This window comes from Neobacillus mesonae, assembly GCF_001636315.1.
Lineage (GTDB): Bacteria > Bacillota > Bacilli > Bacillales > Cytobacillaceae > Neobacillus > Neobacillus mesonae.
Map to the genome: position 1 here is coordinate 1850126 of NZ_KV440949.1, position 13245 is coordinate 1863370.

The 13245-nt window shown below is 44.0% G+C and carries 14 protein-coding genes and 1 riboswitch; of the genes, 10 read left to right on the top strand and 4 right to left on the bottom strand.

Annotated features, from left to right (window positions below):
* Positions 1–4: 4 nt before the first annotated feature.
* Complete coding sequence (locus A6749_RS09015) at positions 5–847, bottom strand: flagellar hook-basal body protein (RefSeq protein WP_066388352.1); 843 nt, start codon at positions 845–847, stop codon at positions 5–7.
* 15 nt (positions 848–862) lie between these two features.
* Positions 863–1300, bottom strand: a complete 438-nt coding sequence (locus tag A6749_RS09020; protein WP_066388354.1) for a YaaR family protein — start codon at positions 1298–1300, stop codon at positions 863–865.
* A 113-nt stretch (positions 1301–1413) separates the two neighbouring features.
* Between A6749_RS09020 and A6749_RS09025 the strand changes: the two genes are divergently transcribed.
* The 4 genes from A6749_RS09025 (at position 1414) to A6749_RS09035 (ending at position 4263) form a co-directional block, all read left to right on the top strand.
* On the top strand, positions 1414–2214 hold the full coding sequence (locus A6749_RS09025) for a MotA/TolQ/ExbB proton channel family protein (protein WP_066388356.1): 801 nt from the start codon (positions 1414–1416) through the stop codon (positions 2212–2214).
* Positions 2211–2936 carry an OmpA family protein gene (locus A6749_RS09030; RefSeq protein WP_066388358.1) on the top strand — a complete coding sequence of 242 codons (726 nt, stop codon included), beginning with the start codon at positions 2211–2213 and terminating at the stop codon, positions 2934–2936. Before A6749_RS09025 ends, A6749_RS09030 begins: the two co-directional genes overlap by 4 nt.
* Before the next feature lie 243 nt (positions 2937–3179).
* A riboswitch (cyclic di-GMP riboswitch) is annotated at positions 3180–3268 on the top strand.
* A 22-nt stretch (positions 3269–3290) separates the two neighbouring features.
* Positions 3291–3428: a hypothetical protein gene (locus A6749_RS28350; RefSeq protein WP_161487129.1), complete on the top strand. Its 138-nt coding sequence runs from the start codon at positions 3291–3293 to the stop codon at positions 3426–3428.
* Positions 3429–3783: 355 nt separating this feature from the next.
* Complete coding sequence (locus A6749_RS09035; RefSeq protein WP_066388366.1) at positions 3784–4263, top strand: sigma-70 family RNA polymerase sigma factor; 480 nt, start codon at positions 3784–3786, stop codon at positions 4261–4263.
* Between the two features lie 181 nt (positions 4264–4444).
* On the opposite strand, the gene A6749_RS09040 is transcribed toward A6749_RS09035, so the two are convergent.
* Positions 4445–5344: an NAD(P)-dependent oxidoreductase gene (locus A6749_RS09040; RefSeq protein ID WP_066388369.1), complete on the bottom strand. Its 900-nt coding sequence runs from the start codon at positions 5342–5344 to the stop codon at positions 4445–4447.
* A gap of 1 nt (position 5345) precedes the next feature.
* Positions 5346–6137 carry a hydroxypyruvate isomerase family protein gene (locus tag A6749_RS09045; RefSeq protein WP_066388371.1) on the bottom strand — a complete coding sequence of 264 codons (792 nt, stop codon included), beginning with the start codon at positions 6135–6137 and terminating at the stop codon, positions 5346–5348.
* A gap of 190 nt (positions 6138–6327) precedes the next feature.
* On the opposite strand from A6749_RS09045, the gene A6749_RS09050 reads away from it, so the two are divergent.
* The 6 genes from A6749_RS09050 (at position 6328) to A6749_RS09075 (ending at position 13105) form a co-directional block, all read left to right on the top strand.
* Complete coding sequence (locus A6749_RS09050) at positions 6328–7485, top strand: ABC transporter substrate-binding protein (protein ID WP_066388373.1); 1158 nt, start codon at positions 6328–6330, stop codon at positions 7483–7485.
* A 70-nt stretch (positions 7486–7555) separates the two neighbouring features.
* On the top strand, positions 7556–8440 hold the full coding sequence (locus A6749_RS09055) for a branched-chain amino acid ABC transporter permease (protein ID WP_066388374.1): 885 nt from the start codon (positions 7556–7558) through the stop codon (positions 8438–8440).
* A gap of 4 nt (positions 8441–8444) precedes the next feature.
* Entirely contained in the window at positions 8445–9416 is a 972-nt protein-coding gene (locus A6749_RS09060) for a branched-chain amino acid ABC transporter permease (protein ID WP_066388376.1), read from the top strand.
* On the top strand, positions 9388–10161 hold the full coding sequence (locus tag A6749_RS09065; RefSeq protein WP_066388378.1) for an ABC transporter ATP-binding protein: 774 nt from the start codon (positions 9388–9390) through the stop codon (positions 10159–10161). The genes A6749_RS09060 and A6749_RS09065 overlap by 29 nt, the downstream gene beginning before the upstream one ends.
* On the top strand, positions 10154–10864 hold the full coding sequence (locus A6749_RS09070) for an ABC transporter ATP-binding protein (protein WP_066400890.1): 711 nt from the start codon (positions 10154–10156) through the stop codon (positions 10862–10864). Before A6749_RS09065 ends, A6749_RS09070 begins: the two co-directional genes overlap by 8 nt.
* Before the next feature lie 234 nt (positions 10865–11098).
* A complete protein-coding gene (locus A6749_RS09075; RefSeq protein ID WP_066388384.1) occupies positions 11099–13105 on the top strand; it encodes a catalase in 2007 nt (668 codons plus the stop codon).
* The last annotated feature ends 140 nt before the right edge of the window (positions 13106–13245 follow it).

Below are 13245 nucleotides of genomic sequence, written 5' to 3' on the forward strand. Positions count from 1 at the left end.
CCGGTTATACCCTTCCAATCGTACTTAATTGTTCAAGTGTTTTGTCATAAGCTTGGAGGACCTTTTGATTAGCCTCATACAAACGAATGTTGGCCATCATGTCGGTGATCGTCTGCGATGTATCCACATTCGATTGCTCAATCATTTTATGCTGCAGTTGCACACCGGCCGGAAGTGTTTGTTGGAGCATAGCCTTACTTTCCCCTTTCAACTCATACAGCCCATTGTCCTTTTTGATCAATTGATTCGGGTTATTAACGATGACAACACCTAGTGAGCCAATCGTTCTTGCCTGTGCCGGATTATTCGGATGAATAATAATCTCTCCATTTGCTTGAATAGATAGATCGCCGCTAGAAAGTTCCGAATTCGTAATTGGTCGGCCATTTTTCCCTAAAACCAAATCTCCTGCTGAGGTCGTAAGCTGCCCGTTTCCATTCACGGCAAACCGGCCATTTCGGGTGAATTGTATACTGCCATCCGCAGTCTGTACAGCAAAAAAGGCCGCCGGCTGAATGGTTTTACCATTTGACGTTACTGGTGCAAGTGCTTGGTCATTAATGGCTACATCAAACGGCATATTCGTACTCTCAAGACTCCCTTGCGAAAATAATGGCAATGTTTCTTGATTATACACCCCCATCGAGAGTGTTCCGATTTTCGGAGCTCTTCCGGTACCTTCCGCCTGATTGATTCGCTCTAGCAGCATTTCCGGAAATGATCGTAATGGGCTCGCATCCTGTTTAAAGCCTGGGGTTTCGACATTTGCCAAATTATTTGTCAGCGCGTTTTGCTTTCGCTGCAGTGCAATCATTCCGGATGCAGCGGTATTGATTCCTCGAAGCATTACTTTGTCACTCCTCTACGTGTATAAATTGACCAGCAATCCCTTTATTTCGCCAATGGTTTTTAACAGGTGAATCGACGATGTTTGTTTTTCCATCACCTGTTCTGACAGTTTAATAAGCTGTTCATCAATTTGTTTAATAATTTTTAGCCGCTTCTCTCGACCATTGGACTGTAATTGCCGATACTCCTTTAAGGAGTAACCGTTCTGCGCAACCTCTTTTAAAAATTCTTGAACGCTATGCTTATACGCTAACAAATCATTTACCGATTGGGAAGTCGAAAGCCGGTTCCCGTTCCGGTCCAGTGTTTTCAAAAGAGTTTGCAGGCGCTCCTGGGTTAAATCAACTTGTGTCTCTTGAAAAACTTGTTGAAAGGAAGGAGATTCTTTCCCTCGTTCTTTTACGGAAATGAAGCGATCCTGATTGATTCCGTGTGCATGTTCGATTTTCAATGAAATCCTCCTTTCACTGGTTTTGAAAAAATAATATGTGTCGAATTTCGCCGAGAGTCAGGGACGATGCTTTTTATGAAAACTAAATTAAAGATAAACTAAAGGAGAAAATTATGTCTAGTATTTTTGGAATTATTTTGGCACTTCTTGTTATTGGATTCGGAATGATTTTAAAGGGAGCGCCGCTTGCTTCCTTGAACAATCCAGCGGCCTATCTGATTATTTTTGGCGGCACAGCTGCCGCTTTGCTGATTGCTTTTCCATTTCGAGAAATTAAAAAATTTCCGAAGCTAATAAAAATTGCCTTATTTGAACCAAAGGCCCCATCGAAAGCGGAACAGATTGCACAACTCATAGAATGCGCAGAAATTTCCAAAAAAGAAGGCTTCCTAGCCTTAGAAGAAATGGCCGAAGCAGCGGAGGATCCGTTTTTTAAAAAAGGGCTGGAAATGATTATCGACGGCTATGAAGCTGAATTCATTGAAGAAGTTTTGTTGGATGAGGTGGAGGCCATCGAACAGCGGCACAAGGCAGGTGCCCTTATTTTCTCACAAGCTGCCACCTATGCTCCGTCTTTGGGGGTGCTCGGTGCGGTGGTCGGCCTGATAGCGGCACTTGGTTCGTTATCAGAAATTGAAAAAATCGGTCATTCTATTTCCGCAGCCTTTATCGCAACATTACTCGGTATTTTTTCCGGTTATGTGCTTTGGAATCCGTTGTCCAATAAATTGAAGCGGCTTTCTAAACAAGAACAGGAATTGAAGCTGTTGATCATTGAGGGACTGCTTGCGATATATCAAGGGGTTTTGCCAAGCGCCTTGGAGAAAAAGCTGTCTGTCCATATCCCGCCGTCTGAACGTAAGGCAGTGGAAATAAAGGAGCAGGATGAGCATGTAGAGGTGAAATCAGCATGAGAAAACGGAAGCGCTCCTTTGGATCGGACCACGAAGAACACATCGATGAATCATGGCTGATTCCATATGCCGATCTGCTGACATTACTTCTGGCCTTATTTATTGTTTTGTATGCGGCCAGCACGATTGACAAGGAAAAATATCAATCGATTATGGAATCGTTTCAATCGGAATTAACTGGAACGAAAATTGCCAATGAACAAGCCGGACTTTCCCCAACCCCGCCATCGCCGGAGCTGGGAAAAGGGCTGCCAGAACAAAAAAATAACGACAAGGATCTGGATGTGTTGAAGCATCAGCTCGAAAGTTACATCAACACGAACGGCTTGGAAGATAAGGTTTCTCTTCGGGATACAAAGAAAGGGATTGAAGTGTCGTTAAAAGAAGTGGTGCTATTTGATTCCGGAAAGGCAGAGTTAAAGGAACGCTCGTATAAAACCTTAAACGGGATCGTCGGGTTAATTAATACTGTCCCAAATCCAATCAATATTGAGGGACATACGGACAATGTTCCGGCCTATAATACCATCTACTCTTCTAACTGGGAACTATCAGCCGCCCGGGCCGCAAGCGTACTCCACTACTTCGAATCACACAAAGTAGCACCCAAACGCATGCAATTCTCCGGATACGGCGAATACAAACCACTATATCCAAACGACACAGACCAACACCGCCAAGCCAACCGCCGCGTCACCATCGTCATCCTGCGGAACGGATAATGCATGAAGACGGTTCTTGTGCATCACTAAGGTTTTCCGTAAAAAAGGCAATTTAGTCTAAACATTTTATCGAAAGCTGCCGATATACTATCTTAGGCGATACAAATGGGTTTTATGACTTAACTATAATGGGTAATGAATAACATAACAGCATTCTGACAAACATGATTATTTGGGTATAAATACCTTTTTTCAGGGAGAAATGATGCATTTATTCATAATCCCAGTTATTATAGTTAAGTAACAATTTAAGGGCAAAATCACTGAAAGGTGATGACGCAAAGCTATAGGGGCTAAAGTCTTTAAATATGACAAGCCAGCCAGCTGCCATCAAATGTAAAGGAGAAATCATTGATGTCAAAAAGTTTATGGATTACACCGGAAGAACACCTGCGAAAGAAAAAGATAAAGAAAAATCTTCTTTATGCTTCTTTAATGGTTGCAACAGCCATTCTTAGTACATTGGTTACCTTTGTAACATATCAATTTTAAGATGTAAAATAGGGACGGCCTCCGCTTCTTGAAATGAAGCAGGAGAACCGTCCTTCGTGCTTCTGACTGAATTTCAAGATGGAGTACTAACAAACTTCGACCAATTTCCCCGGAAATACCAACCTTAAAACGACAAGATCGCTCGGTAGTGTCAGGCACCAAAAATAACCCTATTTTCTTATGAAATTGCAAATTCCCCCTTCAAAGTTAACTTTTTAACACTTATATGCTGGCTTTTCATACCCTTTTAGTTACCAAAATAGCAAAATGGCTGTTCGACCATTTCCGCTATTCCCGATATCGTAAAGGTACCCGGGAATACATGGCAAGCGCGCTTTCCTGAAGGGATATCGCAATGGAGAGCTTTGAACAGCTGGCAGAACAGTATCAGCCGATGATTCACAAAATTATTAACTCATTACACATTTACAAGAACAAGAATGAATTTTACCAGAATGGCCTAATAGCACTTTGGGAGGCAAGCAAACGATTCAACCCTGAAAAGGGAAGTTTCGCTGGCTATGCTTATAGTTATATGAAAGGATACATGATGACGGAAATAAAAAAGTCGGTGAAGGAAGCAGAGAGATGCGTCTGCCCCAAGGAAGAATTTTGGGAACAGATTGAGGACCCTACTGATGTGGACGACCGCTTAATGTTGGACAATGACCTTTTACAAGATTGCAGCCAATCCTTGACCGAGAATCAAAGAAAGTGGTTAAGGTATACGATTCATTACGAGCTGACCATCAAAGAAATCGCTCAACTAGAACATGTATCGCTAACAGCGGTTAAAGGTTGGCGTGCTGGAGCGCGAGCGAAACTAAAGAGATAACGGGGGAAGCACGGGGAGTGGTGCTATTGCAATTTATGATGATGCAGAAGAACCGTCCCTATGCCCTCATTAATTTTGGCGATTTACCCGTCAACACCAAAAAAAAGACGAAATGCTCTTAAACTAGCAAATCGTCTTTTTTCTATCTTCTTCTTAAGAAATTCTTTAGAAGGCTGAATAACTAGGGGGCCGCATGTTTCATCACTTCTACACCGCATTTTTCTTCTAATGGTTGGATAACAGCAGACATGTCGTGATCGTTTAACCCTTTGGCTGCGGCAGTTTCGAAGGCATGTTTTGCCATTTGGCCGGTGAATTCGTTTAGTCCTGCCTGCTCAAGGAGCTGGTTAGCTAAGCGGACGTCTTTGAGGACATATTTCACTGCCCCGCCTGGTGCAAATTGCCGGTCAAGCACGTACTCCTCCATATGCCGCCGCAGCATCCTGCTGTCTCCGTAGCTTACCTTTAAAATGTTTAACAGTTTTTCAGAATCAAGGCCAAACGCGGCTCCCGTAACCATCGCTTCCGAAGCAGCGAGTGAATGAACCGCTACGAGATATTGATTAATTAGCTTGGCAATGCTGCCTGACCCGGAAGGTCCGAGATATTCAATCGTTGCACCCAACGCTTCGAGTACAGAGGAAACTTTTTCAAACGCCTGTCGATCTCCCCCAACTATAATCGTTAGAGTCCCATTTTCCGCGCCTTCGGGACCTCCGCTGACTGGAGCGTCCAAATAATCAATACCCCTTTCAGCTGCTTTTTCAAAAACAGCCTTACTCGTGTCCGCTCCCACGGTTGTAAAATCGATACAAATTAAACCCGGACGCGCATGTTTGACAATCCCATGCCCGCCGAGATAAACCTCCTCAACGTCTCCTGGCATCGAAAGGCACGTGCAAATAATGTCACACTCGCCAGCAAGCGATGCAATGGTTTCAGCATGCTCAGCCCCCTTCTCAACCAAGGCCTGCACTTTCTCCTTTGTCCGGTTGTAAACCTTCAGTTGATATCCATTAATCAACAGCCGTCCCGCCATTCGGGAACCCATAACACCGGTTCCAATAAACCCGATTTTCACGCTATTTTCCCCCCTGTGCTATCGAAGTCATCCATTTAAAGCTCACTTCACTATTTCCAAGCGGAAAGTACTCCAGCCCAATGCAGCCATTATAGTTACTATATAAATAGTTAAAAATCTCCTGATAATCCATCTCTCCCGTCCCCGGCTGATGCCGCCCCGGAACGTCAGCAATCTGGATATGATCTACGAGATGAGCATACTGCTTGTACACAGAGAGCGCATCTCCATAGATTTTTTCCATATGGTAAAAATCAAACTGCAGTTTCACATTAGGCAAATTCACCGCCTCAAGAATTTCCTTTGCCTGCTGAATGTCGTGTAAAAAATACCCGGGCATATCAATCCGGTTAATTGGTTCAATCAAAATTGTCAGCCCTCGAGCCGCCGCTTCCTTTCCGGTATAACGAAGATTGTCTATGTATACCTGTTTTGCGGTTTCTTGGTCCTCTGACTCGGAAACAATCCCCGCCATGCAATGAATTCGAGGAACATTCAAAGCCGTAGCATATTCAATTCCCTGTTGAACGGATTTTCGAAAATCAGCGATTCGGTCTGGATTTACCGCCAGCCCGCGTTCACCCGCTTCCCAGTCACCTGCCGGCAGATTAATTAGTACAAGCGACAACTCATGACGTTCAAGCTCACTCCGAATTTCTTCTATAGAATAGGCGTACGTGAACTGACACTCTACAAACGAAAAACCGCACTCCCTTGCCTTCGCAAACCTCTCAATAAACGGAACCTCCGTAAAAACAGTTGATAGATTTGGAAGCACAAGAACCGTCCCCATGCATCATCACTCTCCTATTTTTTCAAAATTTTTATAATATTATATCCTATTGAAAACGCTTTTGTAAAAGTTCGACAATTTTCACCTTTCAAACGACTGTGAATTTGTCGAAAAGTATTTACTTTGTCATAATTTTGGTATTTAATAGATACATATTTTAAAATTTTCTAATAAATAGGAGGAAAACAATATGAAAAAGGTCCTTAATAAAGGATTTCTTTTAATGGCTGTTTTATTGCTTTTTGCTTTAACGGCATGCAGCGGCAATAGCTCAGAGAAATCAAGCAAAACAGCTTCAAATGGAGGAGATAAGGTCAATGCGAAGATTGGTGTCATCTCCTATCTTACTGGCCCTGGTGCTGCTTATGGAGAAGCAATTACCAATGGTCTTAAGATGGCTCAGAAGGAAATTAACGCAAAAGGCGATGTTAAAATCGACCTTGTGATCGAAGACTCAGCTGGTAAGCAGGAGCAGGCATTATCTGCCGGGCAAAAATTAATGAGTAATGATGATATCGTTGGCTTAATTGGACCAACTTTAAGTACCGAAATGAACGTTGTCGGTCCAGAAGCAGACATGAACGGTATTCCGATTATGGGTACTTCTACAACAGCTGAAGGAATTCCACAAATCGGGGATTATGTGTTCAGAAACTCACTGCCTGAAGCATTAGCAATCCCAGCATCAATCAAAAAAGCAGTGGATAAATACGGTGCCAAAAAAGTTGCGATTCTTTACGGTAACGATGACGTATTCACAAAGTCCGGCTTTGATACAATGAAGAAAGCTGCCGAAGACATGGGTCTTGACATCTTAACGATTGAAACCTTCCAAAAAGGGCAATCCGATTACAATGCGCAGTTAACAAAAATCAAAGGACTTAAGCCTGATCTAATTCTATGTTCAGCACTGTACAATGAAGGCGCCGTAATCATGGACCAAGCAAGAAAAGTTGGAATCGATGTACCATTTGTAGGCGGTAACGGATTTAACTCACCGCAGGTAATTGACATCGCTGGAAAAGCTGCCGATGGTTTAATCGTAGCAACACCTTGGTTTGCTGAAAAACAAGATCCTAAAGTACAAGATTTTGTAAAGAAATATGAAACTGAATATGGCAAGAAGCCTGACCAATTCGCGGCTCAAGCCTATGATGCGCTTTATATTTATGCCGAAGCATTAAAGAATGCAGGCGAAGCTGACCGCGACGCACTACGTGATTCTTTAGCAAAAATCAAAGACTTCCCAGGCATTCTTGGTAACTTCTCCTTTGACAAAGACGGTGACGTTGTCATGGAACCAACAGTCTTGATTATTAAAGATGGAAAATTCCAACCATTTCAATAAGCTACATAAAAGGGCACTGTAATGGTGCCCTGCTTATTATAAGAAATTTTGAAATAAAGGGTGAGATGTCTTGCTGTTAGAGCAGTTGATTAATGGGATTACACTTGGTAGCATTTATGCCATCGTTGCCCTTGGGTTTACACTTGTTTTTGGAGTGCTTGGCATCATTAATATGGCACATGGTGAAATTTTTATGTTTGGCGCTTTTATTGGTGTTATGGTGACAAGCACACTGGGACTGCCGATTTGGATGGCTTTTTTCGCCGCGATTATTGTCACTGCTATTTTAGGCTATATGCTGGAGCGCTTTGCCTTAAGACCGCTGCGCGGGAAGAAAGGCGTTTCCCACCTTGCCCCGTTAATCAGCACGATCGGGGTATCGATTTTACTGGAAAATCTATCGCATCATTTATTTGGAGCGGGAAACCATCCATTTAAAAATGCATTTGCAGAAGTTCATTTTACAATTGGTTCGCTCACCATCTATGTGGTGCAAATTGTGATTTTTGTCATTTCAGTTGTGTTAATGATGGCTCTTTCGTATTGGCTGTCAAAGACAAGAGCAGGAAAAGCCCTCCGTGCGACAGCGGAAAATTTGGATACAGCCAGCATTCTTGGTGTCAATACGAAACAAATCATCACCTTGACCGTCGTGATTGCCTCCGCAATGGGCGGAATTGCCGGCATTCTCGTTGGGATGGCGTTTAACTCGGTAAACCCGCAAATGGGCTTATCTATGGGGTTAAAAGGGCTTGCGATCATTATCCTTGGCGGAATGGGCAATGTGAAAGGTGCTATGGCGGGCGGTTTGATCCTTGGTTTAGCCGAAACGCTCATTGTCGCATATGGAGATTCAGGATATCGGGATGCCATTGCCTTCATTGCAATTATCGTGATTCTTTTAATACGGCCGCAGGGGCTATTCGGCCAAAAGACATCTGAGGGAAGGCCGTGATGATATGCTTGGAGATTTTATAAATCCTTACTACCTTCAAGTCGCTTCGTTTATTATGATTAATATTATTCTAGGCTTAAGCATTTACGTTACCCTTTCTTCCGGACAGCTTTCTTTGGGAAACGCCGGATTTATGGGGATTGGAGCCTATACATCAGCATTATTAACGATTAACTATGATATGCCGATCGTCGTCGGTGTTATTGCCGGGGCATTAGCAGCCGGAATTATCGGCATTCTAATTGGAATCCCTTCACTTCGGTTAACGGGAGTGTACCTGGCGATTGCCACTCTCGGTTTTGGTGAAGTCATTCGTGTATTCCTCATCAACTGGGAATCGCTGACGAAAGGGGCCGTCGGTCTTTCCGGTATTCCGCAAATCGGCCGCGAACTGCTGAAATTCTTTAGGGATGCCGGCTTTAACCCGCTATCCATCGGTTTGAAAAATAACCAATTTGTTTATTTACTAGTTTTGATTCTGTTAGTCATCATTAATATATTGCTAATCTGGTTTCTTATCAGACAAAATAAATCCCGTGTCGGCCGCGCGTTTGCTGCGATTAAAATGGATGAAAAAGCGGCAGAGGCCATGGGAATCAATATTACCTACTATAAAGTTTTATCTTTTGTCCAAGGGGCGGTTATATCAGGCTTTGCGGGCGCCCTATTCGCCCATGTCATGGGTTACATCAGTCCTGCGGATTTCTCTTATCATCGTGCGGTAGAGATTTTGATTTTTGCCGTATTCGGCGGAAGCGAAGTCATTTGGGGTTCGATTTTCGGGGCCAGCTTTATGACCTTAATGCCGGAAGTATTACGCTTTATCAGCGAATACCGCTATATGATTTATGGTGCCATTTTAATCCTAATGATGGCCTTCCGTCCGCAAGGGATTATTGATGTGAATCTTTTACAAAAACTGCAGCTGCCAAAAAGGGGGGGGAAGCATGGTTCTAAACATCAAAAACATCTCTAAAAATTTTGGCGGGATCTCTGCGTTAACCGATGTTTCTTTTTCCCTTAAGGAAGGCGAAATCTACGGTCTTATCGGCCCAAACGGAGCGGGCAAAACCACCATGTTTAACATGATCACGAACATGTTCCCTCCGACATCGGGCGAAATTACGTTTTTCGATGAAAAAATCACCGGCACTAAGCCGTATAAAATTACTAATAAGGGCATCTGCCGGACCTTCCAGAACATCCGCCTGTTCTCACAGATGTCGGTGCTCGAAAATGTGCTGGTCGGCGGACATTCCCGCAGTCATTCAGGTGTCTTTAGCGGAGTGCTGCGGACAAAGTCACAGCGCGCTGAAGAAGAACGATTACGGGTAACAGCGCGCGAACTTCTCGAATTGGTGGGCTTATCCGAGTTTGAAGATGCGGTGGCAGAAAACTTAGCGTACGGGCAGCAGCGCCGGCTCGAAATCGCCAGAGCCTTGGCAAGTGATCCGAAGCTGTTACTATTGGACGAACCCGCCGCGGGGATGAATGATACCGAAACAGCCGACTTGTATTATTTGATTAAAAAGGTTCAGGAACGAGGCATCACGACCCTGTTAATTGAACATGACATGCCGCTTGTGATGAAGCTATGTGACCGAATTACCGTGTTAAACTTTGGGAAAAAGCTCGCTGAGGGGACGCCAGAGGAAATCCAGAACAACCAGGCGGTCATTGAAGCCTACCTCGGATCAGAGGGGGATGATGAAATTGCTTAAAGTATCGGGAATCGAGACATATTACGGAAAAATCCAAGCGCTCAAAGGGGTCAGCCTGGAAGTCGAACAGGGCAAAATTGTCACCATTCTAGGTGCGAACGGCGCCGGAAAAACGACAACAATGAAGACCATCGCTGGTTTGCTTAAGCCGAAAAATGGAACGGTTGAATTTTTAGGAGAAAATGTTACTGGTTTAAGACCAGACCAGCTTGTAAAAAAGGGCATCTCTTTGGTTCCGGAAGGCCGGGCGATTTTATCAGGGATGACCGTGCTTGAGAATCTGGAAATGGGTGCGTATCAGCGGAAAGACAAGGAAATCGCTAAGGATCTCGATACGGTGATGGAGCGCTTTCCAATTTTAAAAGAACGAAAAAGTCAGCTTGGCGGCACGCTCTCAGGCGGCCAGCAGCAAATGCTCGCGATTGCCCGAGCCTTGTTGTCGAAGCCAAAACTGCTGCTGCTCGACGAACCATCGATGGGACTCGCCCCTTTGATTGTCGCGGATATTTTTAAAATCATTCGGGAAATCAAAGATGCTGGAACTACGGTGCTTGTCGTTGAACAAAATGCCAAACAGGCGTTGAAAATCGCTGACTACGGCTACGTTCTAGAAACCGGAAAAGTCATTATCCACGGCCCAGCACAGGATTTACTAGAAGACCCACGAATTGTCGAAGCTTACCTTGGCAGGAAATCTGGATGATGCACGGGGACGGTTCTTCTGCTTCCTTTTACTAGGAAGCGAAGAGCCGTCCCTTTTTTGTTATGTGAAGGTTATGGGACTGTTTTTTCGATTTGGACGCTTGGGTTGTCCCCTAGAAGAGTTCTATAGAAGTTTGCAGCTACACGAGCGGGTTCTTCTCCCCTCCCATGTTTCATCCCGCATAAACAGGGTACTTAAAAAAGCAAATTGGTTTTTAGGAGGTTTGCTTTCAAGATGGAAAATAAAAAGTTGGAGCAGTTGGGGCAATATACGATCAACAATGAGAAAAAGGCCGGTTTAACGACGAACCAGGGACTTAAAATGGCGGAGGATGAATTTTCATTGAAGGCAGGAGTACGGGGGCCGACTTTGATGGAGGATTTCCACTTTCGCGAAAAAATGACCCATTTTGACCATGAACGGATTCCGGAACGCGTCGTTCATGCCCGAGGTGTTGGGGCCCATGGTGTATTTCAGCTTTACGAGTCCTTAGCAGATTATACAAAAGCTGATTTTCTTACGAATCCATCGAAAACGACACCTGTATTTGTTCGTTTTTCAACCGTCCAGGGTTCAAGGGGCTCTAGCGATACAGTCCGGGACGTCCGCGGTTTTGCCACTAAATTTTATACAGATGAGGGCAATTTTGATCTAGTCGGCAATAATATGCCAGTATTTTTTATTCAAGACGCCATTAAATTTCCTGATTTTGTCCATGCTGTTAAACCGGAGCCGCACAATGAAATTCCGCAGGGCGCCAGCGCTCATGATACATTTTGGGATTTTATCGGGCAAAATCCGGAATCGGCTCACATGATTATGTGGCACATGAGTGACCGCGCAATCCCTCGGAGTTTAAGGATGATGGAAGGCTTCGGTGTTCATACCTTCCGCCTGGTCAATGCCGACGGACAGGCGCATTTTGTCAAATTCCACTGGAAGCCTGCCCTAGGTGTTCATTCATTAGTCTGGGATGAAGCCCAACGAATTGCCGGGAAAAACCCGGACTTCCACCGCCAGGATTTATATGAAGCGATTGAAAAAGGGGATTATCCAGAATGGGAACTTGGACTTCAGCTCATTCCAGAGGAGGATGAACACAGCTTTGATTTTGATATTTTAGATCCGACGAAATTATGGCCGGAAGAAGAGGTCCCTGTGAAGCTTGTCGGGAAGATGACGTTGAATCGTAATGTCGATAACTTCTTTGCCGAAACCGAGCAAGTGGCGTTTCACCCTGGGCATGTTGTCCCGGGTATTGATTTTTCGAATGATCCGCTTCTGCAAGGCCGGTTATTCTCGTATACGGATACACAGCTATCCAGGCTCGGCGGTCCAAATTTCCATCAAATCCCGATCAATCAGCCGGTCTGCCCTTTCTATAATAATCAGCGGGATGGCATGCATCAAATGACCATCCATCATGGTCAAACAAGCTATCATCGCAACGGACTAAATGGCAATCAGCCTGAAACAGTTCCCGCTGACCAGGGAGGCTATGAGCATTATCAAGAGAAAATCGACGGGCGAAAAATTAGAGGCCGCAGCGAGAGTTTCCACGATTTTTACTCACAGGCTAAATTATTTTATAACAGCCTTACCTCTCATGAGCAGCAGCATATTAAAGATGCCTTTAGCTTTGAGATCGGAAAATGTAAATCGGACATGGTGAAGGCAAATGCCATTTCATTGATAAATCATATTGACCGCCAACTGGCAGAGGGAGTAGCAGCGAATATTGGTGCCCCAGTTCCTGAAGAAAATTATGAAGTACAATCAGCGAAGGTATCTCCTGCCCTTAGTATGGCAAATACCATTAACAAACCGGATACCAAGAGTGTTGCGATTCTTCTGAATGGAAAACCCGATGTTGAGACGCTGACAAACTGGCTTGAGATGTTCGCTAATCATAAGATCAATTATAGTATTGTAGATCAAAAGATATACAAATTAAATCAGTCATTAAAAGTGACAGACACATACGATACAGCCGATTCCAGCCTTTTTGATGCAGCCTTATTAATCAGTAACGAGGAGATTATTCAGACACCTATACTGGAATTTATTCAAACTACGTATAAACATTTCAAACCTTTAGCCCTTTCCCTTAGCAATCCAAATGCGATATTATACAGCCCCATCAGCTTAGAAGCTAAAGGAGTTTACAACATAAAAACTACCGGCATCCAAAGCTTTATCGACGGAATTACTCGCGGAAGGTTTTGGGAAAGGGCACTATAGAGCATAGGGATAGTTCTTTTAGCGGAACTGCACGTTCTCTTGCGCTTCCTTGGTTGAAAAGGAAGTGTAAGGGACGTTTTTTTACCTATTCTTTCGTTCTAAATCGCCCTCCCCCTACTGCTTTTCCTATGCCCTTAGTG

Coding starts and splice junctions, on each gene's coding strand:
- A6749_RS09015 (WP_066388352.1), bottom strand. CDS start 847: ATGCTTCGAGGAATCAATACCGCTGCATCCGGAATGATTGCACTGCAG.
- A6749_RS09025 (WP_066388356.1), top strand. CDS start 1,414: ATGTCTAGTATTTTTGGAATTATTTTGGCACTTCTTGTTATTGGATTC.
- A6749_RS09030 (WP_066388358.1), top strand. CDS start 2,211: ATGAGAAAACGGAAGCGCTCCTTTGGATCGGACCACGAAGAACACATC.
- A6749_RS28350 (WP_161487129.1), top strand. CDS start 3,291: ATGTCAAAAAGTTTATGGATTACACCGGAAGAACACCTGCGAAAGAAA.
- A6749_RS09035 (WP_066388366.1), top strand. CDS start 3,784: ATGGAGAGCTTTGAACAGCTGGCAGAACAGTATCAGCCGATGATTCAC.
- A6749_RS09045 (WP_066388371.1), bottom strand. CDS start 6,137: ATGGGGACGGTTCTTGTGCTTCCAAATCTATCAACTGTTTTTACGGAG.
- A6749_RS09050 (WP_066388373.1), top strand. CDS start 6,328: ATGAAAAAGGTCCTTAATAAAGGATTTCTTTTAATGGCTGTTTTATTG.
- A6749_RS09060 (WP_066388376.1), top strand. CDS start 8,445: ATGCTTGGAGATTTTATAAATCCTTACTACCTTCAAGTCGCTTCGTTT.
- A6749_RS09065 (WP_066388378.1), top strand. CDS start 9,388: ATGGTTCTAAACATCAAAAACATCTCTAAAAATTTTGGCGGGATCTCT.
- A6749_RS09075 (WP_066388384.1), top strand. CDS start 11,099: ATGGAAAATAAAAAGTTGGAGCAGTTGGGGCAATATACGATCAACAAT.